Source organism: Martelella mediterranea (assembly GCF_004342225.1).
GTDB classification, from domain to species: Bacteria; Pseudomonadota; Alphaproteobacteria; order Rhizobiales; family Rhizobiaceae; genus Martelella; species Martelella mediterranea_B.
On record NZ_SMAR01000003.1, the window covers coordinates 109,443 to 134,502 of the forward strand.

A 25,060-nucleotide genomic window follows, 5' to 3' on the forward strand; every position below is an offset into this window, starting at 1 on the left:
TCAGTCAGCCAGCTGGCGCAGCACCGTCTGCAGGATGCCGCCATTGTTGACGTAGGTCAGCTCGTCCAGCGTATCGATACGGCAAAGGATCGGCACGTCTTTGACCGTTCCGTCGGAGAAGGTGACCTTGGCAACCTTCTTCTCGCGCGGCTTGACGTCTGCCAGACCTTCGATGGTGACGGTTTCATCACCCTTCAGACCGAGGCTTTCCCAGCTTGAGCCGTCTTCCAGAGTAAACGGAATAACGCCCATGCCGACGAGGTTCGAACGGTGGATGCGCTCGTAGCTTTCGGCAATCACAGCGCGAACGCCCAGAAGGTTGGTGCCCTTGGCCGCCCAGTCACGCGAGGAGCCGTTGCCATATTCGCCGCCGGCGAAGATGACCAGAGGAACGCCTTCCTTGCGGTATTCCATCGCCGCGTCGAAAATCGACATCTCTTCCTTCGACGGATAGTGGATGGTATAGCCACCTTCCTTGCCGTTCGGGCCGAGCATGTGGTTACGAATGCGGATGTTGGCAAATGTGCCACGCATCATCACTTCGTGGTTACCACGACGGGTTCCGTACTGGTTGAAGTCGGCGACGCCGACGCCATTGGCAATCAGGTATTCACCCGCCGGAGACTGTGCCTTGATCGAACCGGCAGGCGAGATGTGGTCGGTTGTGATCTTGTCGCCGAACAGGCCGAGAATACGTGCGTTTTCGATATCCTGAACCGGGCTCGGTGTCTTGTTCATGCCGACGAAGTAGGGCGGGTTCTGAACATAGGTTGAGTTATCGTCCCAAGCATAGGTCTGGCCTTCAGGCGCCTGAACAGCCTGCCAGTTTTCATCGCCCTTGAAGACATCAGCATACTTGCTCTCGTAAAGCTCGCGGGTAACGTATTTTTCAATCGTCTCCTGAACTTCCTTGGTCGATGGCCAGATGTCCTTGAGGTAAACTGGGTTGCCGTCCTTGTCCTCGCCGAGTGGCTCGGTGGTCAGGTCTTTGGTCACCGTACCGGCAAGCGCATGGGCAACGACCAGCGGCGGGGATGCCAGGTAGTTGGCCTGAACGTCCGGCGAAATGCGGCCTTCGAAGTTGCGGTTGCCGGAAAGAACGCCAGCGGCGATCAGGCCCTTGTCGTTGATCGTCTTGGAAATCGGAGCAGGCAGCGGACCGGAGTTACCGATGCAGGTGGTGCAGCCGAAACCGACGAGGTTGAAGCCGAGCGCATCGAGATCTTTCTGAAGGCCGGCTTTTTCCAGATATTCAGCAACGACCTGGGATCCGGGTGCCAGTGAGGTTTTGACCCACGGTTTCGATTTCAGGCCCTTGGCAACAGCGTTGCGTGCCAGAAGACCAGCGGCAATCAGGACGGACGGGTTTGACGTATTGGTGCACGACGTGATCGCGGCAATAGCAACATCGCCGTGGCCGAGGTCGTAATCCGTGCCTTCGACAGCATAACGCTTGTCGAGTTCACCCTTGTCCTTCTTGTACATGTCGACCATGGCTTCGGAGAAGCCGGAGGCGATGTTTTCCAGCGCGATGCGGCCTTCCGGACGCTTCGGGCCAGCCATCGACGGCACGACGTCGCCGAGATCGAGTTCCAGCGTGTCGGTGAAAACGAGTTCTTCCCCGTCATTGTCGCGGAACATGCCCTGAGCCTTGGAATAGGCTTCGACGAGCGCGATCCGGTCCTTCGTGCGGCCCGACATGTCGAGGTAGCGCAGCGTTTCGACATCGACCGGGAAGAAGCCGCATGTGGCACCGTATTCCGGGCCCATATTGCCGATGGTGGCGCGGTCGGCGAGCGTCATACTATCGAGGCCGTGACCGTAGAATTCAACGAACTTGGAGACAACGCCCTTCTTGCGCAGCATCTGCACCACGGTCAGAACCAGGTCTGTTGCGGTCACGCCTTCTTTCAGCTCGCCGGTCAGCTTGAAGCCAATGACTTCCGGCAGCAGCATGGATACCGGCTGGCCGAGCATGGCCGCTTCCGCTTCGATGCCACCAACGCCCCAGCCGAGAACCCCAAGGCCGTTGATCATTGTGGTGTGACTGTCAGTGCCTACACACGTATCAGGGTAGGCGATTTCTGCGCCATCTTCTTCCTTGGTCCACACGGTCTGACCAAGATATTCAAGGTTCACCTGGTGACAGATGCCTGTGCCGGGCGGAACAACACGGAAGTTTTCAAACGCCTGCTGACCCCACTTCAGGAAGCGGTAGCGTTCGCCATTGCGCTTGTATTCGTGTTCGACGTTGTGGGCGAAGGCTTGCGGGGTGCCGAATTCGTCGACGATGACGGAGTGGTCGATCACCAGGTCAACCGGAACCAGCGGGTTGATCTTTTCCGGGTCGCCACCGAGATTGACGATACCGTCACGCATGGCGGCTAGGTCAACAACAGCGGGAACGCCAGTGAAGTCCTGCATCAGAACGCGCGCCGGGCGATAGGCGATCTCAGCGCCCGCAGTACCTTTGTCCGTCAGCCACTTGGCGACAGCGAGAATGTCGTCTTTGGTGACCGAGCGGCCATCTTCGTTGCGCAGAAGGTTTTCAAGGAGAACCTTCATCGAGAAAGGAAGTTTCGAAACACCCTCGAGGCCGTTCGCTTCAGCCTTTGGCAGGCTGTAGTAAACATACTCTTTACCGTCCACATCGAGGGTGGAGCGACATTCAAAACTGTCTAGTGATTTAGCCACGGATAAAACCCCGCTTATACTGATTGGCCAACATAAGTCGTGCGAACGCCTATGTACTAAAGACATCAGGATGCGGGTGCGACCATTTCCGCTGTCCGCACGTGAGCCTGTGCAGGCCCATGTTCGGCGCAAGGATGAGTGACACGCCAGCCGCTGGCGTGGTTGCGCGTTTTATAGATAATTTCTAAGAAAGGTGCCAGATCAACGAAGGGCTAAAATTGATTTTTTTATAAAATTTAGCGCGCGATGAGGAAAACTGCCTTGGGAGACAGCTATTTAGAGGTTGATAGTCTTGCCGTGCGGCGCGGCAACGCGCTGATTTTCGCAGACCTGTCTTTTGTGCTGAAACCCGGTGATAGCCTGATTTTCAGTGGTCGTAACGGTGCAGGCAAGTCAACGGCATTGCGTGCGCTGGCCGGTCTCTTGCCTTTGGAAGGCGGTAAGGTTTCGTTTGTTGCATCTGATGAGCGTGACGATTTGCCGCTTGGTGCGTACAGTCATTTCCTCGGTCATCATAACGCAATGAAACGGGAAATGACTGTGCGCGAGAATCTCGGGTTCTGGTCAGCGTTTATGGGCAATTCCAGCGGAGGACCGCCGTGTTCCATTGATCAAGCGGCTGATGCCGTCGGGCTTTCAGACGCGATGGATATTCCTTATGGCTATCTTTCCGCCGGTCAGAAGCGGCGAATCGCTTTCGCCCGCCTTCTGGTGGCTTACCGGCCGGTCTGGCTTCTGGATGAGCCGACTTCCTCTCTTGATTCGGCTTCCAAGGCGCTCATTGCCGATCTGGCAAACCGACATCTTTCTTCCGGGGGAATGGTGATTGCAGCCACACATGAGCCGCTGGCTTTCGGTGAAAGCCGGGAGCTCCGCTTTTCCGGGCCGGTTGATCTGGCCTCTGACCCTTTTTTGCCAGAGGCGGACTGAAACATGCTGGCGCTTTATCTTCGTGATCTGAAGCTTTCTGTCCGCGCCGGTGGCAGTGCTCTGATCGGCGTACTGTTCTTCTTGTGTGTGGTAACCGTCATCCCGTTTGCCGTCGGGCCGGATCTGGCGCTGCTTGCAAGAATAGCAGCAGGTGTGGTCTGGATCGGCGCATTGCTCGCCACGCTGATCGGGCTCGAACGGCTCTTTCAGGGCGAACGCGATGATGGCTCGCTCGACCTTTTGCGCATGCAGGAAACGCCGCTGGTGCTGACTGTCTTTATCAAGTGTCTGGCACATTGGACGGCTTCTGTTCTGCCGCTGGTCATTCTTTCGCCGGTTATGGGCCTTTTGATGAATATGAGCGCAAATGCGATGGCGGCGACTGCGCTCACGCTGCTGGTCGGGTCCCCGGCCATCAGTTTTATCGGTGCCGCCGGCGCAGCGATTACGGTGTCTCTGCCACGCGGCGGGCTTCTGGTGCCGGTTTTGATTCTGCCGCTGGCAATACCGGTGCTGATTTTCGGAGTCAGTGCAAGTTACGCAGCAGTCACCGAGCCTCAGCCTTTTCTGCCGCCGTTTTTAATACTGGCCGCGCTGACGCTGTTTTTTGCTGTGGTTGGCCCCGCCGCTGCGGCTCTGGCCTTGCGTCAGGCTGAAGATTAGGCAACATCGGGCAAACGTCGGAGGAAACGGAAAGTCACATGCGTGATCAAAGATCAAAGCCCGGCCTTTTCAGCGGCCTTGCCAATCCGACACGGTTTCTCTCGCTGAGCGGGCGTGTGCTGCCGTTTATGACGGGCATAACGTTGCTGTTGTTTGCCTTTGGTCTCTATCTCTGCTTTTCAACGGAAGCCGACTATCAGCAGGGCGATACGGTGCGGATCATGTATGTGCACGTTCCCGCCGCCTGGCTTTCGATGATGTGCTATATGGTGATGGCTGTTGCAGCGCTTGGTACGCTCGTCTGGCGGCATCCTCTGGCCGATGTGGCGCATAAGGCGGCGGCTCCCATCGGAGCCGCTTTTACCTTTCTGGCCCTTCTGACCGGATCGCTCTGGGGTAAGCCAATGTGGGGAGCATGGTGGGTCTGGGATGCGCGCCTCACCTCGGTCTTTATATTGTTTCTGATGTATCTTGGCATTATCGCGCTCAATCGCGCGGTCGATGATCCGGGACGCGCCGCGCGGCTGGCCTCGATCCTGATCCTTGTCGGCGTGGTCAATATTCCGATTATCAAATTCTCGGTCGACTGGTGGAACACGCTGCATCAACCAGCAAGTGTGATGCGGCTTGACGGCCCGGCGATTGATCCGGAGTTCCTGCGTCCGCTCGCCGTGATGGCGCTTGCCTATACATTTGCCTTTTTCACCATGCATCTTGTTGCCATGCGAAACGAGATTTTCAGACGGCGTGTTGCCGCCATGCGCAAGGTTGCTGCCAGCAGGGCAGGGCGAAAGGCGGCTGTGCAGCCAGTCAAAGAGGGCAGATGATGGATCATGCGTTTTTCGTCTTTTCGAGTTATGGGGCATCAGCACTTGTGTTCTGCGCTCTGGTGCTGTGGCTGATTGTGGACGGGCGCGCACGCAAACGCGAGCTGGCAGCGCTTGAAAAGTCAGGAGCGAGGCGGCGCAGTGATCACAATGCCAAGGATGGCCCATGACTGACAATCAGGTAAAATCAGGCAGCGGAAGTTCCCGATATCTGATCGCAGCGCTCCCGCTTGTCATCGTTGCTACTCTGTTCGGCGTTTTCGGCTGGCAGATCATGTTCGGTCGTGATCCGTCCGAAATCCCGTCGGTGCTGATCGGCAAGAAAGCACCTCAGCTTGACCTTCCTGCACTTGAAGGCAGCCAGCTTCCAGCACTTACTTCGGATGAGATTGATGGCAAGCTGACGCTTGTCAACGTGTTCGCGTCCTGGTGCATTCCCTGCCGAGAGGAGCACCCCTTTATCATGGCCTTGTCGCGTGATCCGCAAATCAATGTTGTCGGTATCAATTATAAGGACAATCCGGATAACGCGCTTCGGTTTCTTGGCGAACTGGGCAATCCGTATTCGGCCGTCGGGGTGGACCGCAAGGGCGCTGCTGCGATTGACTGGGGCGTTTATGGCATCCCTGAAAGCTTTGTTGTTGGCCCCGATGGCACGATCATTTTCAAGAAGGTCGGCCCTATCGATGCGAAGTCCTATGAGAGGGAAATCCTGCCGGTGATCAATCGCACTGTTGGCCCGGCATCAAAGCTGATGAACTGACGGGGCCTGCCAGGGCGACGAACCTCGCCATCAACCACGGGCTGCGTTCAGCTTTCGTCTTTCTTCTCTTCTCCGCCAATCGGCTCCAGTGAGTGCCGCATGATCAGTGGCATCTGCGACAGTGTAAAGATGATCGTGATCGGCATCGTCGCCCAGACCTTGAAGTTCACCCATGTGTCCGCAGAAAAATTGCGCCAGACCACCTCGTTCAGGATTGCCAGAAACACAAAGAACAGGCCCCAGCGGAGGGTCAGCTTTTTCCAGCCTTCATCATCAAGCTGAAAGGCGGAGTGAAACACATAGCCCAGCAACGACTTTCCAAAGAACAGGCCACCCAGAAGAACGGCAGCAAAAAGGCCGTTGACGATGGTCGGCTTCATCTTGATGAAGACTTCATTCTGCAGCCCGATCGAAAGTGCGCCGAACACCAATACGACCACGCCTGAGACCAGCGGCATGATCGGAATTTTCCCCATGAAAATCTTCGAAAGCACCAGCGATATCACCGTGGCGGCCATAAATAAGGCTGTGGCCACCAGCAGCGGCGTTCCAATGGGCGCAAGCACCGGAAATGTCTTCATCAGCCATTCGCCGCGCAGGTTGGCGAAGAAGAAGATCAGTAGCGGGCCGAGCTCGAAGGCGAGCTTCAGCAGCGGATCTTCTTTTGGTTCAGTGTTAAGTTTTTGAGGTGCCTTGGTCATTATGCGCCAGTCTTGATTGATGGTTGCTGCAGTCAGCATCTGCTAAAGTGTGATAGCATGGAAGGAGGATGCTTCTTCAACCCAAATCGCGGCAATTTTCCGAAAGTGCGCTAAAAAAGTCAGGCCTCTTCGGCTTCTTCGGTGCCAGCAATAGCTTCGGCGAATTCTTCCGCTTCGAACGGCTCAAGATCGTCGATGCCTTCACCAACACCGATAAAGTAGACCGGTAGTTTGTGCTTGGCAGCGATGGCGACCAGAATGCCGCCGCGTGCGGTGCCATCAAGCTTTGTCATGATCAGGCCCGAAACACCCGCAACGTTGCGGAAGATCTCGACCTGATTCATGGCATTCTGCCCGGTCGTGGCGTCGAGTGTCTGCAACACGGTATGCGGTGCATCAGGATCGAGTTTGCCGAGAACGCGAACGATTTTGGAAAGCTCGTCCATCAGTTCGGCCTTGTTCTGAAGGCGCCCCGCCGTATCGATGATCACGACATCCGATCCGTTTTCCTGACCGCGCTTGAAGGCGTCAAAGGCGAGCCCAGCTGCATCAGCACCCAGCTTGCTGCCGACAAACTCCGATCCCGTGCGATCCGCCCAGATTTTCAGCTGCTCAATCGCAGCAGCGCGGAACGTATCGCCTGCGCCAAGCGTGACCTTCAGACCGGCGGCGGAAAGCTTGGCCGCAAGCTTTCCGATGGTTGTGGTTTTGCCCGTGCCGTTGACACCAACCACCAGAATGACGTGAGGCTTGTGGCTCAGATCCAGCGCAAGCGGTGTTGCGACGGGTTTGAGAACCTTGGTGATTTCACCGGCCATGATCCGGGCCACATCCTGGCCGGTCACATCGCGGCCATAGCGCTCTGAGGACAGCGTATCGGTGATCCGCATCGCAGTCTCAACACCAAGGTCAGCCTGGATCAGCAGGTCTTCCAGTTCTTCCAGTGCGTCTTCATCCAGCTTGCGCTTTGTAAAGAGTGCGGCGATCTGGCCGGAAAGGTGCTGGGACGTACGCAACAGGCCGGCCTTGAGGCGCTGGAACCAGGATAAGCGCTTTTTCGGCTGCGACACAGGCGCAGGTTCCTGGCGTGTCTCAGGCCCATGGGTGATTTCAAAACCGGTATTTCTGACAGCGGCCGCCGGTTCTTCTTCTGGCGTGGTTGCCTCCGGATGTGCTTGCGCCAGAGGTTCAGACTTAGATGCTGCATCTCCGGTTCGCGCTTCTTCTGCCGGCTGGGTGTCTTTTTTGCGGGTGCTGGGGCCGGTCACCCCTCCCATAACACTTTCATCATCCCAGGGATCGACAGGCTGTTCGTCTGTTTCTTCCGGCGCGCCTTGCGGCTCTGATGGAGGTCTTTCGGCGAAGGCTGTATCTTGGGAAGCGGCAGGATCAGGTTGCGCGGCCTCTAATTGTCCGGTTGCTGCTTCAGCCGTTTCGCCAGAGTCTTCGTCCGTCAGAGTGCTTTCGTCAGGCCTTTCCGCTTCTTCCGGCTGGATCTCTGCCTGTTTCTTGTCTTTACCGAAGGTGAAGACGTTTTTCATAAAGCCAAGCGCCATGGGATTTCTTTCCTGTTGCCGGGGCCCGTTACCGGGAGAAGACGACTGCCTAACCTGTAAGGCCGGTCCCTTCGGCAATCAACCTTTTGCCGTCATGTGCGACGATCCGAACTGTTTTCAGTTGTCCGGGTTGAAGTGACGGTGTGTGTACCGGCGTGAAATTTTCACAGTGGGAAATGCCTCGCCGTTCTGTCAGCAACTTTTGTGTTGTGCCTGTCAGTTGCTCAAGATGCGCTGACATCAATGCCTGGCCGGTTTCGCGCAGGCGCTTTGCCCGTTCCTTCACCAGAGCGCGGTCCACCTGCGGCATGCGTGCTGCCGGAGTTCCCGGTCGCGGGCTGTAAGGGAACACATGCAACTGGGCAATCTGAGCTTCTTCGGCAAGCCTCACCGTGCCTTGAAAATGGTCTTCGGTCTCGGTCGGAAAGCCTGCAATGAAATCGGCCCCGAAAGCGATCTCAGGGCGAAGCCGTCTTGCCTGATTCATGAAGGCGCGGGCATCTGCGCTGGAATGGCGGCGTTTCATCCGTTTCAGGATCAGGTCATCGCCGTGCTGGAGTGAAAGGTGCAGATGCGGCATGAAGCGCGGCTCGTCGGCCAGCAGATCGAGCAGATGCCGGTCAACTTCGATACTATCGATGGAAGACAGGCGCAGTCGTGAAATTTCCGGTACCTGCTTCAGCAGCGTTTTTGCGAGTAGTCCAAGTGTCGGCTCGCCCGGAAGGTCTGCACCATAAGATGTGGCATCCACACCCGTCAAAACCACCTCGATATAACCTTGAGCGGCAAGCTTTCTGGCCTGATCAATCACAGCTCCCATAGGCACGGAGCGTGAATTGCCGCGACCATAAGGAATGATGCAGAAGGTGCACCGGTGGTCACATCCATTTTGCACCTGCAGAAAGGCCCGCACATGGCCGTCAATGCTTTCTACCATCTGCGGCGCGGTCTCTGTCACGCTCATGATGTCGTTTACGATCAGCTTTTCTTCAGCCGATACGCCAAAATCGGGGAGTGCGCGGTAACTGTCTGCCTCAAGCTTTTCAGCATTGCCCAGAACCGCGTCCACCTCAGCCATATTCGCGAAGGTTTCCTTCTCGGTCTGCGCCGCGCAGCCGGTCACCACAATCCTGAGATCGGGGTTCTCGCGACGCGCACGGCGGATGGCCTGCCGTGCCTGGCGCACAGCTTCACTGGTAACGGCACAGGTGTTCACAAGGATCGCATCTTCAAGGCCTGCCTCTTCAGCGGCCTTGAGCATGACCTCGCTCTCATATGTGTTCAGCCTGCAGCCGAATGTCAGTGTTTTGATTGTCATCTTATGGCCGTTACGCCTGTCGGTCTTGTGTGTTGATGGCGCCTATATCGCGTTCTGGCCGCAAAACTCAATGAACGTCGCTCAAAGCGGGTTTATTTGCGCTCCCAAACCCCGGTTTCGGGATCGACCCTGCCAGACCATTCATACTCTGCTGGCCCGGTCATGATGACATGATCGTTCTTCTTGCGCCACTTGATGTGGAGGGAGCCAGCCGGCAGGTAAACATCAACGCTGCGTCCGGTGCGTCCCGTTCTGGCCGCGGCAACGGCTGCCGCGCATGCAGCAGAACCGCAGGCCAGTGTCAGGCCCGCGCCACGCTCGAAAGTTTTCAGAGACAGGGACGATGGCGATGTAATCTGTGCAAGCGAGATATTGGCCCGTTCGGGAAACATTGGATGACGCTCGTATCGTGGGCCAAAATCCTCCAGCCCATAGCTGTCGACATCACGCGGCACGAAAAATACCGCATGAGGGTTTCCCATTGAAACGGCAGAGAACCGTTGCAGGGCAGGGTCCGCCTCATAAGGTTCAGAAAGGCCGATATGGGTTGTTTCCGCAGCAGGTCCGGCCAGCGGTATTTTTTCCCATGAAAATTCGGGCGATCCCATATCAACGGAGATCAGCCCATCGTCCAGCTTTTCGGCATGAAGCGCACCGGCGACAGTGCGGAAGTCAAAGCTTGTCGGGCCATTCTTCTTTGATAAGTAATCCACAACGCAGCGCGTGCCATTGCCGCAGGCCTGCGCCATTGAGCCATCCGAATTCAGAATATCGATCCAGCCGTCAGGTGCATTCTTCTTCGGGTCATAAAGCGCCATGATCTGATCGAACGCTGTCTCAGGATCACCGTTCAGGCGTTTGGCAGCTTCCGGTGTCACCTTGTCTTTACGTCCGCGCATATCGATGACGAGAATCTTGTTTCCAAGACCATTCATCCGTTCCATTCGCGCGAGGAGCTTTTCCTTTGCCATGCCGGTTGTCCTTGCCGTCCGCTTGCGATTTCCCGCCCTATATGGCCGATCATTCGGCATGTGACCAGAGCAATATATGTGCTTTGCAACCAGATTATTCATAACGCGGTTCCCAAAGCCTGTATTTGCCCCCTTTGCGCCGCTCTTTTTTCATGCTTAATGTGCCAAAGTCATATTTTTAGAGCGTACCACCGTCCGGGCCGGTCCAGCTGTCACCCTTTGATTTCCCGCAATGCGTTGCTCCGCTCCGCCCGGTTTTGTGCCTGACGCGACAGGTTTTGAAAGTTTTGCAGTGATGTTGATGAAGATTGCGGCCACGGGCCCATCTCCGCTTTATACAAAGTGCCATGCGCCAGGGCGAATTATTGCCGTTTCTGCAATAGCCAGTCTGGAGGTCTGATATGAAGGTTCCGGGCGTTGTTCTTGCATTCACTGCGATATCTATTTTTGCTGTGCAGGACGCGATCACGCGTCATCTGGGGCCGCTTTATTCGCCCTTCTTTATCGCGATGGTGCGCTACTGGGCTTTCGGCTTGTTCGCTGTCATCTGGGCATCACGCAGTCAGGTTGGATTTCTGGGCGCTGTGAAAACCAAACATCCGGTTTTGCAAGTCTGGCGCAGTTTTCTTCTTGTCGCTCAGATTCTCGTTTCCATTCTGTCCTTCGCTTTGGTTGGGCTGGCGCAAAGTCAGGCGATCTTCATGGCCGCGCCACTCGTCGTTGCACTTCTTTCTGTTCCGCTTCTCGGCGAGAAAGTTGGCTGGCGGCGTTGGGTGGCGATTATCATCGGTCTTTTCGGCGTGCTGATCATTATCGATCCGCTCGGAGAGGAGTTCCAGCTCGTGACACTTGTGCCGGTTGGATGCTGTTTCACTTTTGCGCTCTATTCGCTCTTTACACGCCTGGCCGGACGATATGATTCAGCAGAAGTCAGCTTTTTCTATACCGGTGTTGTCGGATTGGTCATCACGAGCATGATCGGACCGTTTTTCTGGGAAGATGTCGCCTTTGCTGATTGGGGCTGGTTGCTCGCTCTCTGCCTGACCGGCGTTTCCGGGCACTATCTTCTGATCCGTGCGCTTGCCATCACGGAAGCGGTGACCGTCCAGACAATTACCTATATGCAGCTTGTCTATGGTTCGGCGTTCGGCGTGCTGATTTTCCATGAAAGTCTGACGCTGCATATGATTCTCGGTGCTCTCATCGTCGTCTGTGCAGGTGGCTTCACGATCTGGCGTGAGCACGTGCTCAAGATCAAGAATGCAGCTGCATCATCGACAGAAGCGTCACTTTCCGGGCGTTGAGGGGCCTCAGTCTGTGCTATCCCGCTGTGCCACGGCCGAGGATGGTGCTGCGGGGACTGGCCCTGAGGCGTTGATCGGCTGTTTCAGCGCAAGCGGCACATCGAACACCTCGCCCGGTCTTAAAGGCCGGAAGCGGGCCTTTTCAATTCCCTGTTGTTCGAGTGCTGCCTCAAGTCTGATGACCGGATCGTCGATCCCTTCGTCTGTGAGCTGAAACGTGCCGAAGTGATGGCCAACGGCAAAATCAGCCTCTGACAGTTTCATGCCTTCAACGGCCTCGCCCGGGTCCTGATGTTCATTGCGCATGAAGAAGCGGGGTTCATAAGCGCCAATCGGCAGATTTGCGAGCCGGAACCCACCATACTTTGCTGCTGCCGCACGATAGTTTCGGCCTTCATGAAAACCGGTGTCACCGATGTGATAAATGTTACCTGCCGGGGTCTCGAAGACGAAGGCAGCCCAAAGCGCCATACGTCTGTCTGCAATGCCACGCGCAGACCAGTGGTGACATGGTTCGGCACTCAGGCGTACGCCGTTTGCAGCCTCATAACTCTCGCCCCAATCCAGACATGATACGCTGGCTCCGGCGATACTGTTCTTGATGATTGTGTCGTTGCCCAGCGGCGTAACAATATGAGGTTCATGTTCCTTCTGAAGCTTTTTCAGCGTCTGGATGCAAAGGTGGTCGTAGTGATTATGCGTAATCACCACGATGTCGAGGGGCGGAAGGTCATCCAGCTTGATGCCCGGAGCTGTCGCTCGCTTAGGACCAGCAAATTGCACCGGGCTGGCGCGTTCAGCCCATACCGGGTCCGTCAGGATATTCAGGCCTGAAACCTGGATCAGCAGACTGGCGTGGCCGATCATGGTGACGCGCAGATCGTCGCCGTTGACCCGTTCTGACGGAAGTGCTGGTGAGATGTTGTTTTCCTCTTGCTTCGGCCATTTGGTCTTTTTGTTGCCGAAGCGCCATTTCAGAAATGCGCGAAAGCCGGGTGGAACCATACCGTGCGGATTGAAGAAGAGGGTGCCATCGAAATGATCGCTTGGCGGTCCCTGATAGTATCGGTTTGGTGCCGCCTTCTGCGCTTTGATTGGCTTCATGCCTGATTCTGCCTCGTTGCGTGATGAAATGTCGCTGAGTATCTGCTACGCGGGATAAGCGGAAATGTTCCCGTATGATTCCGCGTCTGCTGAAATGGTTTATATATGCGCCGGTATATTGTCGGTTTTCTGCCTGCAAGTCTTGACTTTTTCTGAGCGTTAAGGTTTATCGCGATGAAATTTTGCTGAAAAGAAGACGTTCAGCCACCGACCGGGGCCCGAAAAGGTATAAAGAGAGCCCGGAGGTCAACATCCGACAGCGCGTTGCGCCCTCGGATGTCTTTTTGCTTTGCGTCTTGTTTTTTTAAGCAGAAATGCCAACGTTTCGCCATGTGTGAAGCGAAAAGGGAATGAGCAATGTTTGAAAACCTCCAGGACCGCATTGGTTCCGTCCTCAAAGGATTGACCGGCCGCGGCTCGCTTTCGGACGCTGATGTTTCTGCTGCACTCAGGGAAGTGCGCCGGGCGCTGCTGGAAGCCGATGTCGCGCTGGAGGTCGTGCGTGACTTCACTGCACGGGTGAAGGAAAAGGCCGTTGGTGCCGAAGTCCTGAAGTCGATCAAGCCCGGCCAGATGGTCGTCAAGATCGTTCACGACGAGCTTGTTGAAATGCTCGGCTCGGAAGGTGTGACGGTTGACCTGAATGCGCCGTCGCCGGTTGTCATCATGATGGTCGGTCTGCAGGGGTCGGGTAAAACCACCACGACGGGCAAAATCGCCGCTCGTCTGACCAGTCGTGACCGCAAGAAAGTGCTGATGGCCTCGCTCGATACCCGTCGTCCGGCGGCGCAGGAGCAGCTTAAGCAGATCGGCGAACAGACTTCGGTCGACACGCTGCCGGTCATCAAGGGGCAGGATCCCGTCGCGATTGCCAAGCGCGCCGTTCAGGCAGCCAAGCTTGGCGGTCATGATGTGGTTATTCTCGATACGGCAGGCCGGACCCATATTGATGAGCCGCTGATGGTCGAGATGTCGGACATCCGCAAGCAGGCAAACCCGCATGAAATCCTTCTGGTCGCCGACTCGCTGACCGGTCAGGATGCCGTCAATCTCGCCCGCAATTTCGACAGCAGGGTTGGGATCACCGGTCTGGTCCTGACCCGTATGGATGGCGACGGGCGCGGCGGTGCGGCCCTTTCCATGCGCGCGGTCACCGGCAAACCGATCAAGCTGATCGGTACCGGTGAGAAGATGGACGCTCTTGAGGAGTTCCATCCGAAGCGTATTGCCGACCGTATTCTCGGCATGGGCGACATTGTTTCGCTGGTGGAAAAGGCCTCCGAGACCATTGACGCTGAAAAAGCGCAGGCCATGGCCGAGAAAATGGCCAAGGGCAAGTTCGACCTCAATGATATGGCCGAGCAGCTGAAGCAGATGCAGAATATGGGTGGCATGGGCGGCATTATGGGTCTGATGCCGGGCATGAGTGGGATGAAAGACAAAATGGCCGCTGCAGGCATGGACGATTCCGTGTTCAGGCGCCAACTCGCGATCATTGGTTCGATGACCAAATATGAGCGCGCACACCCCGATGTGCTGAAGAATTCGCGCAAGAAACGGATCGCTGCCGGCTCCGGCACCTCAGCTGCCGATATCAACAAGCTTTTGAAGATGCACCGCCAGATGGCCGACATGATGAAAGCCATGGGTGGCAAGGGCAAAGGCAAGATGAAGCAGATGATGAGTATGCTTGGCGGCAAGGGTGGCGGCATGCCTCCGGGCATGGGCGGAATGGGTGGTGGTATGCCGGACCTTTCCAAGCTCGACGCCAATCAGCTTGCCGAGCTTGAGAAGAAGGCCGGCGGTCTTGGTGGTTCCGGTGGTCCTAAACTGCCCGGCCTTGGCGGCGGTTTCGGTAAAGGCAAAAAGAAATGATCGATCCTGAAATTCGGCAGCAACTGAGCCTTTACCGTCAGTCGATCGATAATCTCGATGCAGCTCTGGTGCATATTCTGGCTGAACGGTTTCGCTGCACCAAGGCTGTGGGTCATCTTAAGGCCGTGCATGATCTTCCACCGGCTGATCCGACACGCGAAGAACAACAGATTTCAAGGTTGAGAGCGCTGGCAAAAAACGCCGATCTCGATCCTGATTTTGCCGAAACTTTCCTGAACTTCATCATCAAGGAAGTGATCCGGCATCACGAACAGATCGCCGCCGAACATGGTGGCGATGACAAATAGGTCGCCAAGGCGACTGATTTGAAGCAATACCCCGCTTCTCTTTCATCACCGGGCAGGCCCGGGCATGAGGCAGGATACGGGAGAAATGGAACGATAAAGATCGCTGCGGCGATCTTAAGAAATGCCTTTAAGGAGATAACACAATGGCAATCAAAATTCGTCTCGCCCGCGGCGGTTCCAAGAAGCGCCCTTACTACCACATCGTTGCTGCCGATGAGCGTTCGCCGCGCGACGGTCGTTTCCTCGAAAAGCTCGGCCATTGGAATCCGATGCTGCCGAAGGATTCCGAAGAGCGCGTCGTTTTCGACGAAGAGCGTGTAAAGTACTGGCTCGGTACAGGCGCGCAGCCCACCGACCGTGTTCTGCGCTTCCTCGCTGAAGCCGGTCTTGCTGAGCGCAAGGCACGCAACAACCCGAACAAGGCAAAGCCGGGCAAGAAGGCTGAAGAGCGCGCTGCTGAAAAACAGCAGAAGGCTGAAGAAGCCGCTGCTGCAGCTGCTGAAGCCACTGCTGAAGCTTCCGAATAAGTTTTCGGACAGACTTGTCGAAAAGGGTCGGGCGTTTGCGTCCGGCCCTTTTCCTTTTTCGGAAATCGGCTTAGAGGTTGTCGCTGGAAAGAGGTATTTGAAATGGCAAAGCTGAACGATCCTGTCTTGATGGCGACAATTGGTGCAGCGCAGGGACTGCGCGGCGATGTTCGCGTTCGTTGCTTCACGGCCAACCCGCTTTCCGTTGGCGACTATGGAAACCTGCATGCCGAAGACGGCACCACGTTCGAAATTCTCGAGGTGCGTCCGGGCAAAAATAATATGATCGTCATCCGCTTTCGCGGCGTGAACGACCGCAATGCCGCTGAAGCGCTGCGGGGGCTTAATCTCTACATTGAGCGCGAAAATCTGCCGGATGAAGAGCTGGATGACGAAGAGTATTTCTATGCTGATCTCGAAGGGCTGGAAGTCTTCGATCAGGATGGGAAGAGCTATGGTTCTGTCAGCGCGATTTTTGACTTCGGGGCTGGTGATTTGCTGGAACTGAAAGGGCCGGGACGTCGGCCTGTCCTTATTCCGTTTAATGAAAATGCCATTCTTGAGGTTGATTTCAGTGAACGGCATATTCTGGTGGATCCGATTGCCGCCGGCCTCATTGACGAAGGCCGCGACGATGATGGACCGGATTTTCCAACGCCCGGCGAAGACTGAACGTCAAGATGTGTTTCAAGGCAACTGTCCTCACCCTCTATCCTGAAATGTTTCCGGGCCATCTTGGCACTTCGCTTGCGGGACGCGCTGCTGAGCGCGGGCAATGGACGCTGGAAGCGGTTAATATCCGCGAATTTGCCGAAGACCGGCACAGAAGTGTCGATGATACGCCGGCTGGTGGTGGTGCCGGCATGGTGTTGCGGGCTGACATCCTTGGCAAGGCGATTGATGCCGTTTCAGCCAATGACGAGAGACCACGGCTTCTGATGAGCCCGCGCGGCAAACCGCTTTCTCAGACACGTGTGCGCGAACTGGCGGAAGGGCCGGGGGCCGTGATTGTCTGTGGTCGTTTTGAAGGTGTTGATCAGCGGGTGATCGACGGCCGCGACCTCGAAGAAGTTTCCATCGGTGATTACATTCTGTCCGGCGGCGAACCAGCTGCTCTGGTGTTGCTGGATGCGATTGTCCGTGTTTTGCCGGGCGTTATGGGAAATGCGGAATCAGGTACGCATGAAAGCTTCGAAAACGGGCTTCTGGAGCATCCGCATTATACCCGGCCAGCCGAATGGGAAGGGGCGACAATCCCCGAGGTTCTGACATCCGGAAATCATGCCGCGATCGATCGGTGGCGGCATGAACAGGCGCTGGAACTAACGCAAGAGCGTCGCCCGGACCTTCTCGCCAAAGCGGATGATGACGACTGAACATCGACAGTCTGTGTCTCTGATCTTTTGAAATCCTCTCGCGTTTTTCGCTTAAACTCTCACTACCTATTCTGAGAGCAGTTGCGAGCGTTGGTTGTTGTAGTCTTCAATATAGGGTACCCTCCTATATTATGAGTCATACACAGAAAAACAAAACGCAGCTTCTGGCGCGTGTACGTCGTCTGAAAGGGCAGCTCGAGGCGGTGGAACGGCAGCTGGAGGCGGAAGCCCCCTGCGCTGAAGTGCTCAATCTCGTTGCTTCAATTCGTGGCGCCGCTAATGGCCTGACGCTGGAGCTGATTGAGGGACACATGCAGGAGCATGTGATTTCGCCGCTTTCGCCGGGAAATGAAACGAGCGCAGCCGGGGCCGAAGAGCTGATGAGCGTCATAAGGCGGTATTTGAAATGACCAGAAGTCCTCAGGAACATCACCACCATACCCATAATGACCGCCATCCGCATGATCATGATCACATCCCGCTTGCCGGAGACCATGATCACGCTTTTCTGGGCGATAATCATGCGCGCAACGAAAAACGGACTTGGTTGGTCATCGCGATCACAGCGACGATGATGGTTATCGAAATCGTCAGTGGAACTCTGTTCGGCTCCATGGCGCTTCTGGCCGATGGCTGGCACATGTCGACTCATGCTGCGGCTATGCTGATTGCTGCACTCGCCTACCTTTATGCCCGGCGCAATGTCGATAACCCGCGATTTACCTTCGGAACCGGCAAAGTCGGTGATCTGGCGGCCTTTGGCAGCGCAGTGGTGCTGGCGCTTGTGGCGCTGCTGATTGGCTGGGAAAGTTTGGTTCGCCTTACAAGTCCTGTCTCGATCAACTTTTCCGATGCCATCCTTGTGGCCTGTATCGGTCTCGTTGTGAATGTTGTTTGTGCCTGGCTTCTTCATGAGGATCATGGACATGATCACGGGCATAGCCATTCCCACGGCCATCACCATGATCACGGCAAGCAGGACCACAACCTGCGCGCGGCCTACCTTCATGTGCTGGCTGACGCCCTGACCTCTGTGCTGGCAATTGTCGCACTTTCTCTGGGACGTTTATGGGGATGGTCATTTCTCGACCCTGTCATGGGGATCGTCGGAGCGCTGGTGATTGCCCGCTGGTCCTGGACATTGATTCGCGATACCGGTGCGATTCTGGTTGACTATAATCGTATTGATAATGCACTGGAGCCGGAGATCCGGGCGATTGTTGAAGCCGAGGGTGCCCATGTGCAGGATTTGCATCTATGGTATCTCGGTCCAGGCCATCATGCGGCGATCGTTTCTATTGTTTCAGAACAGCCCCATCCGGTCGCGTTTTACAAGGAAAAGCTTGCTTCTTTGCATGGTCTGTCGCATTTGACGATCGAGGTTGAAAGCGCCTGACGCAAGGGGGGTGACAAGGCGGGAAAAACAGTCTATACGCCCGCACAACCGGTGATGCCGGTTACCCGAATGAATAACTGCGTAACGCTCCCGCTTTTCTTATAAGACTGGCATATCCGGCGGCAAAGACCAAAGGGTGACTGTTGAGCGCTCTGGCTGTTGAAGCAAGAACTGAAAAAGAGGTTTGACCGATGAACATCATCGAACAGCTCGATGCCGAAGAAACTGCACGCATCAAAGCTCAGCGTGAACTGCCACCGTTTGAAGCTGGCGACACTGTCCGCGTTAATGTTCGCGTGACGGAAGGAACGCGTACGCGTATCCAGGCTTTTGAAGGCGTTTGCATTGCCCGTTCCGGCGGTGGCCTGAACGAGAACTTCACCGTTCGCAAGATTTCCTACGGCGAAGGCGTCGAGCGTGTATTCCCGATTTATTCGCCGCAGGTTGAAGGCGTCGAAGTTATCCGCCGTGGTAAGGTTCGCCGCGCGAAGCTTTACTACCTGCGTGATCGTCGCGGTAAGTCTGCGCGTATTGCTGAAAACACGTCGGTTCGCGCACGTCGCCTGAACGATCAGGCGCGTGAAGCCGCAGCTGCTGCCCGCGCTGCCGCAAAGGCTGAAAAAGAAGCCGCTGCTGCCGAGAAGGCCAGCGAAGAATAAGAACACGCGCTTTAAGCGAAGTTTTTGAAAGGGCGTCCTTCGGGGCGCCCTTTTTTGTATTCCGGCTGGCAAGGCGAACAATAAATCGCCGGAATTCAGGCTTAGCGTTTTCTACCTGATAGATGTGTTCCGGCTTTAAGCATTTTGTTGAGCCGGACAAACGGAGAAGAAATGTCCAAGCAAAGTCGTGTGGCAGTCCGCATGAAGACTGGTGCTGCACTCGGAACAATAGCCACACCGGTTCTTGCCAGTCGAGCGAACGCTCGTACGATGAATGATGTTGCCCGATTTCTGGTTGATGACGACGAACCGGGCCAACAATCCACCCACCGCATTTTAGCGAGCGGCGGGCCGTTGGGCACAGAGGTCGCTGCCCGTACGATGGCCATAGCCGGGCAACGCCATTTTGACAGATAGAAGATTTTAACGCGTTTCTCTGAGGTGAAAGCTTCGACTTAAAAAGGTCGGGCTTGCTTTATCGCGTCTGGATATGACAACTTGCGCTATCCATTCTTTCAGGGAGATGTTCATGCTTTCCAGATGTGCCATCGGCGCTGCGTTCCTGGCCGTGTCTGCCACGGCAACCACAGTTGTTTATGCGAACGATCTGCCCGATCTCGAAGGGCGGACAGTGACGGTTGTCGCTGAAAATACCTATCCACCGCTGCAGTTCGTCGATCCCAAAAGCGGAAAGGCTATCGGCTGGGAATATGATGCTGTCGCCGAGATCGCCGATCGCCTGAACATGAACGTCGAATACACGACAACCAGCTGGGATGCGATGATCCAGGCTGTTCATGACAATCAGTATGATATGGCCATGAATGGGATTACCATCCGTGAAGATCGCAAGGAAATGGTCGATTTCTCTGATCCTTACATGCATTCAGAAATGCTGATGCTGGTGCGCGGCGATGAGGACCGGTTTGAGGATGCGGAGAGCTTTGCCGCACTGAAAGGTGGCCTGATTGGTTCTCAGCCCGGCACGACGCCGTTTTATACCGCTGTCTACGATGTTCTGGATGGTGACGAGCAGAACCCGCGGATCAAACTTTATGAGACCATCGGAGCTGCCGTGCAGGCTCTGCGCATCGGCGATGTCGATCTCGTTTTGACGGACAGTACCGCCGCAAACGGCTATGTGAATGTTTCAAATGGCGGGCTAAAGCTCACCGGAGAACCGTTGGGAGCTGAAGACTTCGGCTTTATATTCCCGGTTGGATCGGATCTTGAAGCGCCTGTGAACGCTGCCCTGGCTTCAATGAAGGCCGATGGCACGCTGGAAGCGCTGAACCAGAAATGGTTCTTTGACTACAAAATGGGGCAGTAAGGGCGCGTTAGCGTCTTTACCTTTTTCACAGAATGAGTTTTCAGACACTGCCCTCCGGCGGAAACAAGGGCGAGCGCCCGTGGTGGCTTTTTGCGTTTCTGGCGCTGGCGGCTCTTGCTGCCATCTCTATAGTGCTGAACGGCATGTACACACAGGTCTTTGGTGTCGTTGCCAAAGGCATATGGGTCACCGTCTTTGTCACGCTTGTCGCCTTTGCGCTTGCCACGCTGCTTGGCCTTCTGATCGCTGTTCTTGGCCTTTCCTCGCACATTGCCTTGCGACAGACTGCGCGGTTCTACATTGAGATTGTGCGCGGAATTCCGATACTGGTTCTGCTGTTCTATGTGGCTTTTGTCGGCGCCCCGTCGCTCGTTGCGCTTGCCAATTATATCCTGTCTCCGCTGATTGATGCCGGCGCAATGAGTAAAATCATGGTGCGGGATTTCTCGCTGATGTGGCGGGCAATCATTGCGCTGACGATTGGCTACGCCGCTTTTATCGCGGAGATTTTTCGGGCCGGTATCCAGTCCGTGGACGAAGGGCAGATCGAAGCGGCCAAGGCACTCGGTCTCGGACGTTTCCAGCGTTTTCGCCTTATCATCTTTCCGCAGGCGATCCGGACGATTTTTCCGCCGCTTTCAAATGACTTTGTATCTATGGTGAAGGATTCTTCGTTGGTATCGGTACTGGGCGTGGCCGATATTACCCAGATGGGTAAAGTTTACGCCGCCAGTTCCTTTCGCTTTTTCGAAACCTATTCCATCGTTGCCTATATCTATCTGTTGTTGACGATCGGGCTGTCTTTGATGCTGCGGAGCGTTGAACGTCGTATGCGCCGGAAGAACGGTTATGAAAGACGTTCTGGCTAACAGTCTTGAGTGTTTTTGTCGGCCAGTTTTGAACCATCCTAATTTGAATTGCTCAGGTCTTTGAAAACTGGTAAGTAGCGCGCCATGAACAGCATGAGAAAAGAAAGTGCGGCCGTTTTTTACAGGCCTTTTGTTCTGCAGGATCGCAAACGCCTGCCGAGCCGCTTTTTTGCAATGATTTCCGGCGCACTCAACGCCCGACTTAGCTGACCGCCGTTTTTGCAGAAAAAAACGCTGGCGCCGGTGTTCCGCGCCTTATCTTCTCTTTTGAAATATGGGTCATGAAACCATGAGCAAGGCTCGCACGATCTACGACAAAATCTGGGACGATCATCTGGTGGACAGTCAGGATGACGGTACCTGTCTCATCTATATTGACCGCCACCTGGTCCATGAAGTGACCAGCCCTCAGGCATTTGAAGGTTTGCGTCTCGCAAACCGAACGGTGCATGCGCCTATGAAGACGCTCGCCGTGGTCGACCACAATGTCCCCACCACACCGGATCGCATTCACGGCATCAAGAATGAGGAAAGCCGCATTCAGGTGGAAGCGCTTGCCCAGAATGCTGCTGATTTCGGCGTTGAGTATTACTCCGAAAAAGATCGCCGTCAGGGAATTGTGCATATTGTTGGCCCGGAGCAGGGGTTTACATTGCCGGGCATGACGATCGTATGTGGTGACAGCCATACTTCGACGCATGGTGCATTCGGCGCTCTGGCTCACGGGATCGGGACATCGGAAGTAGAGCATGTTCTTGCAACCCAGACGCTGATTCAGTCGAAAGCCAAGAACATGCTTGTGCGTGTTGACGGCAAGGCACCGGAAGGTGTCACGGCCAAGGATATCATTCTGGCGATCATTGGTGAAATCGGAACGGCTGGCGGCACTGGCCATGTTATCGAGTTTGCTGGTGAGGCGATCCGTGACCTCTCGATGGAAGGCCGCATGACGGTTTGCAACATGACCATCGAAGGTGGCGCGCGCGCCGGTCTCATCGCTCCTGATGAAAAGACATTTGCCTATATCAAGGACCGTCCGCGGGCACCGAAGGGCGAAGCCTGGGACCGCGCCGTTGAATACTGGAAGTCCCTGACAACCGATGAGGGCGCGGAATATGATCGTGTCGTCACGCTTGATGCGGCCAACCTGCCGCCGATTGTTTCCTGGGGATCTTCACCGGAAGATGTGATTGCGGTGACCGGCGAAGTGCCGAACCCGGATGAAATCGACAACGAGAACAAGCGCTCTTCCAAATGGCGTGCGCTGAAATATATGGGACTCGCGCCGGGCATGAAGATGACCGACATCGAGTTGGATCGTGTATTTATCGGATCCTGCACCAATGGACGTATTGAAGATCTGCGCGCCGCTGCCGCTGTTGCTAAGGGCCGCAAGGTCTCCGAGCGCGTCAATGCGATGGTCGTGCCGGGCTCCGGCCTGGTTAAGGAGCAGGCCGAAGCTGAGGGTCTCGACAAGATTTTCATCGAAGCCGGCTTCGAATGGCGTGAACCGGGTTGCTCCATGTGCCTTGCCATGAATGACGATCGTCTGAAGCCGGAAGAGCGTTGCGCATCAACCTCGAACCGTAACTTCGAAGGCCGTCAGGGTTACAAGGGGCGTACGCATCTGGTCTCGCCTGCTATGGCAGCCGCAGCCGCCATCGCCGGACATTTCGTCGATGTGCGCGAGTGGAAGTAAGCCTCGAAAACGGGGAAGAATTGATTTTTGATGATGGCAGTTGCGATAGTCTCGCAGCTGCCATTTTCATTTTTTGATTCCCTCAGGAGGCACGTATGAGCTTTGCACGCATTAACGCTGTCACTCTGCATTACGAGGTGCATGGAAGCCCGGATGAGCAGCCGGTCCTCGTGCTGATCAATGCGCTTGGAACGGACCTCCGCATCTGGGATGATCTCATCTCAAGACTTGAAGACCGTTTTGCAGTCATCGTTTATGACAAACGCGGGCATGGGCTTTCTGATCTCGGCCAGACCCCTTACACAATTGAAGATCACGCCGCTGATCTTGCCGGTCTTCTTGAGCATGTCGGAGTGACCTCGGCGACGATTTGTGGCCTCTCCATTGGCGGGCTGATCGCGCTGGCGCTTTGTTCTGCGCGCCCCGACCTGATTCAGGCACTCGTGCTCTCCAATACGGCGCATAAGATCGGAACTGCCGATATGTGGGCGGCTCGTATCGCAAAGGTGCGTGAGGAGGGGCTTTTGCCGCAGGTAAATGGCACGATGGAAAAGTGGTTTACAGGAGAATTTCGAACCGCTGATAATCCTGTTTTTGCAGGCGTCTGCAATATGCTGTCCCGTCAGCCGTCTGAAGGCTATGTGGCAAGCTGTGCAGCCATTCGCGATGCAGACTACACAGGCGTTGTCTCGACAATGTCCGTTCCGTGTCTTTGTCTTGCTGCCGATCAAGACGGCTCAACGTCGCCTGAGGTTGTAAAGGCTATGGCTGACATGATCCCGGATGCAGAGTATTGCCTGATCCGCAATGCCGGCCATCTGGCCTGTATGGAGCGTCCGGATCAATATGCTGATGCAATCCTCGCGTTCGCGGAAAAACAGACTTATGAGTGACTTATAAAATTACATGCCAAGACTTGCGCGGCGGCGTCGGTTGACGCAATCTGTAAGCCATCCTGGCCCGGTGCCATGGCACGTAGGCAGCTACATGCTTTTGTCTGTTTCGTTGCGGCGGCAGTTTGATGGTCATATTGGCCCGGGCACTGCCGTATCGTGATGTTTTTTGAGTGATCGTTATTCGATGAGCTATTCTGCATTTGATCATCCTGTTCTGTCTGGTCTGGTCGGCGACGACGAGGTTTCAGCGTTTTTCACGCTGGAAGCAGAAATCAGGGCGATGCTGTCTTTCGAGGCAGCGCTGGCCGAGGCTGAGGCGCGCTGTGGCGTGATACCGGAAGATGTCGCAACCCGGATCGGCGAGGTTTGTGCGACATTCGAGCCGGACGTAGCGTCGTTGAAAAAAGCGACCGCGCGCGATGGTATCGTTGTGCCCGATCTTGTTCACCAGCTTCGCAAGGCTGTCGGCGGAGACGCGGCGCAATATGTTCATTTCGGAGCGACCAGCCAGGATGTCATCGATACTTCGCTGATGATGCGGCTTTCATCTGTTTCTGAACTTCTGCTCGACCGGCTCGATCATCTTTTCCAGCGGATGCAGACACTGGAGGCCCGTTTTGGCGACAATTCGCTGATGGGACGCACGCGCATGCAGCCGGCCATCCCGATTACCGTTTCCGACAGGATCAGGAGTTGGCGTGAGCCGGTTCTTTATCTCCGCCAATTTCTCCTGCGCCTTGATGGCCAGCTGTTTGCCGTTCAGTTTGGCGGGGCTGTTGGCACGCTGCATAAGTTGCCGGATCATGGCGTTGAAGTGCGCGCCATGCTGGCTGATCTCCTCGGCCTGATCGATGCGCCGCAATGGCAGAGCCAGCGTAATGTTCTGGCGGAATTTGCTTCTGCGATGTCGCAGATCACCGGCAACCTTGGAAAATTCGGACTGGATATCGCGCTACTTGCGGAGATGGGCGATGAGATTGAGTTGATTGATGGTGGCGAGTCTTCTGATGTTGAAGGAAAGCGCAATCCGGTCGCTGCCGAAGTTTTGGTGTCGCTCGCCCGGTTCAATGCGGCTCAGCTTTCTGCCATGCATTCCGCACTGGTGCATGAACAGGAGCGCTCCGGCGCAGCGTGGACATTGGAGTGGCTGACGCTGCCGCAGATGGTCGCCGCAGCGGCGGCCTCGTTAAACCTGGCAGACCTGCTGTGCACGCGTATCAGCCGTCTTGGAACCAAACAGGTTTAATCCTGACGTGTTGCACATGATGTGATTGAAACATCTGATATACCGCTG

26 protein-coding genes are annotated in these 25,060 nt (G+C 55.7%); 20 read left to right on the plus strand and 6 right to left on the minus strand.

Features of this window, described 5'->3' with window-relative positions:
* Positions 1-2,694, minus strand: coding sequence for an aconitate hydratase AcnA (acnA, locus tag EDC90_RS03325; RefSeq protein ID WP_132308531.1), 2,694 nt, complete (start codon positions 2,692-2,694; stop codon positions 1-3).
* A gap of 261 nt (positions 2,695-2,955) precedes the next feature.
* Here acnA and ccmA point away from each other — a divergent pair, with 261 nt between their 5' ends.
* The 5 genes from ccmA to EDC90_RS03350 are packed head-to-tail and all read left to right on the plus strand — an operon-like array spanning position 2,956 to position 5,877.
* Entirely contained in the window at positions 2,956-3,624 is a 669-nt protein-coding gene (gene ccmA, locus EDC90_RS03330; protein ID WP_245510911.1) for a heme ABC exporter ATP-binding protein CcmA, read from the plus strand.
* A gap of 3 nt (positions 3,625-3,627) precedes the next feature.
* A complete protein-coding gene (gene ccmB, locus EDC90_RS03335) occupies positions 3,628-4,287 on the plus strand; it encodes a heme exporter protein CcmB (RefSeq protein ID WP_132308535.1) in 660 nt (219 codons plus the stop codon).
* Between the two features lie 38 nt (positions 4,288-4,325).
* Positions 4,326-5,114 (plus strand): heme ABC transporter permease, encoded by a 789-nt coding sequence (locus tag EDC90_RS03340; protein WP_132308537.1) that lies wholly within the window; start codon positions 4,326-4,328, stop codon positions 5,112-5,114.
* Complete coding sequence (ccmD, locus tag EDC90_RS03345; protein WP_132308727.1) at positions 5,114-5,284, plus strand: heme exporter protein CcmD; 171 nt, start codon at positions 5,114-5,116, stop codon at positions 5,282-5,284. Before EDC90_RS03340 ends, ccmD begins: the two co-directional genes overlap by 1 nt.
* Positions 5,281-5,877, plus strand: a complete 597-nt coding sequence (locus EDC90_RS03350; protein WP_132308539.1) for a DsbE family thiol:disulfide interchange protein — start codon at positions 5,281-5,283, stop codon at positions 5,875-5,877. The genes ccmD and EDC90_RS03350 overlap by 4 nt, the downstream gene beginning before the upstream one ends.
* 47 nt (positions 5,878-5,924) lie before the next feature.
* Here EDC90_RS03350 and EDC90_RS03355 read toward each other — a convergent pair whose 3' ends face one another.
* The 4 genes from EDC90_RS03355 to dapF all read right to left on the minus strand — a co-directional run bounded on the left by EDC90_RS03355 (position 5,925) and on the right by dapF (position 10,423).
* On the minus strand, positions 5,925-6,578 hold the full coding sequence (locus EDC90_RS03355) for a septation protein A (RefSeq protein WP_132308541.1): 654 nt from the start codon (positions 6,576-6,578) through the stop codon (positions 5,925-5,927).
* A gap of 119 nt (positions 6,579-6,697) precedes the next feature.
* Entirely contained in the window at positions 6,698-8,134 is a 1,437-nt protein-coding gene (gene ftsY, locus EDC90_RS03360) for a signal recognition particle-docking protein FtsY (RefSeq protein ID WP_132308543.1), read from the minus strand.
* Between the two features lie 49 nt (positions 8,135-8,183).
* Entirely contained in the window at positions 8,184-9,452 is a 1,269-nt protein-coding gene (gene mtaB / locus EDC90_RS03365) for a tRNA (N(6)-L-threonylcarbamoyladenosine(37)-C(2))-methylthiotransferase MtaB (RefSeq protein ID WP_132308545.1), read from the minus strand.
* Between the two features lie 92 nt (positions 9,453-9,544).
* Complete coding sequence (gene dapF, locus EDC90_RS03370) at positions 9,545-10,423, minus strand: diaminopimelate epimerase (protein WP_132308547.1); 879 nt, start codon at positions 10,421-10,423, stop codon at positions 9,545-9,547.
* A 401-nt stretch (positions 10,424-10,824) separates the two neighbouring features.
* Here dapF and EDC90_RS03375 point away from each other — a divergent pair, with 401 nt between their 5' ends.
* Entirely contained in the window at positions 10,825-11,727 is a 903-nt protein-coding gene (locus tag EDC90_RS03375; RefSeq protein ID WP_132308549.1) for a DMT family transporter, read from the plus strand.
* 6 nt (positions 11,728-11,733) lie between these two features.
* On the opposite strand, the gene EDC90_RS03380 is transcribed toward EDC90_RS03375, so the two are convergent.
* Positions 11,734-12,831 (minus strand): MBL fold metallo-hydrolase, encoded by a 1,098-nt coding sequence (locus tag EDC90_RS03380; protein ID WP_132308551.1) that lies wholly within the window; start codon positions 12,829-12,831, stop codon positions 11,734-11,736.
* 357 nt (positions 12,832-13,188) lie between these two features.
* On the opposite strand from EDC90_RS03380, the gene ffh reads away from it, so the two are divergent.
* The 14 genes from ffh (at position 13,189) to EDC90_RS03450 (ending at position 25,012) form a co-directional block, all read left to right on the plus strand.
* A complete protein-coding gene (gene ffh / locus EDC90_RS03385) occupies positions 13,189-14,706 on the plus strand; it encodes a signal recognition particle protein (protein WP_132308553.1) in 1,518 nt (505 codons plus the stop codon).
* Entirely contained in the window at positions 14,703-15,014 is a 312-nt protein-coding gene (locus EDC90_RS03390) for a chorismate mutase (RefSeq protein WP_132308555.1), read from the plus strand. Before ffh ends, EDC90_RS03390 begins: the two co-directional genes overlap by 4 nt.
* A gap of 143 nt (positions 15,015-15,157) precedes the next feature.
* Entirely contained in the window at positions 15,158-15,541 is a 384-nt protein-coding gene (rpsP, locus tag EDC90_RS03395) for a 30S ribosomal protein S16 (protein ID WP_132308557.1), read from the plus strand.
* Positions 15,542-15,643: 102 nt separating this feature from the next.
* Positions 15,644-16,213: a ribosome maturation factor RimM gene (gene rimM / locus EDC90_RS03400; protein ID WP_132308559.1), complete on the plus strand. Its 570-nt coding sequence runs from the start codon at positions 15,644-15,646 to the stop codon at positions 16,211-16,213.
* Positions 16,214-16,221: 8 nt separating this feature from the next.
* The gene (trmD, locus tag EDC90_RS03405; RefSeq protein WP_132308561.1) at positions 16,222-16,917 is read left to right on the plus strand and encodes a tRNA (guanosine(37)-N1)-methyltransferase TrmD; all 696 of its coding nucleotides are present in this window, start codon (positions 16,222-16,224) and stop codon (positions 16,915-16,917) included.
* 131 nt (positions 16,918-17,048) lie between these two features.
* On the plus strand, positions 17,049-17,327 hold the full coding sequence (locus EDC90_RS03410) for a metal/formaldehyde-sensitive transcriptional repressor (RefSeq protein WP_132308563.1): 279 nt from the start codon (positions 17,049-17,051) through the stop codon (positions 17,325-17,327).
* Positions 17,324-18,313: a CDF family Co(II)/Ni(II) efflux transporter DmeF gene (gene dmeF, locus EDC90_RS03415; RefSeq protein WP_132308565.1), complete on the plus strand. Its 990-nt coding sequence runs from the start codon at positions 17,324-17,326 to the stop codon at positions 18,311-18,313. Before EDC90_RS03410 ends, dmeF begins: the two co-directional genes overlap by 4 nt.
* A 191-nt stretch (positions 18,314-18,504) precedes the next feature.
* On the plus strand, positions 18,505-18,972 hold the full coding sequence (rplS, locus tag EDC90_RS03420) for a 50S ribosomal protein L19 (RefSeq protein WP_132308567.1): 468 nt from the start codon (positions 18,505-18,507) through the stop codon (positions 18,970-18,972).
* A 171-nt stretch (positions 18,973-19,143) separates the two neighbouring features.
* Positions 19,144-19,389, plus strand: coding sequence for a hypothetical protein (locus EDC90_RS03425; protein ID WP_132308569.1), 246 nt, complete (start codon positions 19,144-19,146; stop codon positions 19,387-19,389).
* Positions 19,390-19,501: 112 nt separating this feature from the next.
* Entirely contained in the window at positions 19,502-20,302 is an 801-nt protein-coding gene (locus EDC90_RS03430) for a transporter substrate-binding domain-containing protein (protein ID WP_132308571.1), read from the plus strand.
* A 32-nt stretch (positions 20,303-20,334) separates the two neighbouring features.
* Positions 20,335-21,171 carry an amino acid ABC transporter permease gene (locus EDC90_RS03435; RefSeq protein WP_132308573.1) on the plus strand — a complete coding sequence of 279 codons (837 nt, stop codon included), beginning with the start codon at positions 20,335-20,337 and terminating at the stop codon, positions 21,169-21,171.
* 289 nt (positions 21,172-21,460) lie between these two features.
* Entirely contained in the window at positions 21,461-22,870 is a 1,410-nt protein-coding gene (gene leuC, locus EDC90_RS03440; RefSeq protein ID WP_132308575.1) for a 3-isopropylmalate dehydratase large subunit, read from the plus strand.
* Positions 22,871-22,965: 95 nt separating this feature from the next.
* Complete coding sequence (pcaD, locus tag EDC90_RS03445) at positions 22,966-23,763, plus strand: 3-oxoadipate enol-lactonase (RefSeq protein ID WP_132308577.1); 798 nt, start codon at positions 22,966-22,968, stop codon at positions 23,761-23,763.
* Positions 23,764-23,950: 187 nt separating this feature from the next.
* Positions 23,951-25,012, plus strand: coding sequence for a 3-carboxy-cis,cis-muconate cycloisomerase (locus tag EDC90_RS03450; protein ID WP_132308729.1), 1,062 nt, complete (start codon positions 23,951-23,953; stop codon positions 25,010-25,012).
* Positions 25,013-25,060 lie beyond the last annotated feature (48 nt).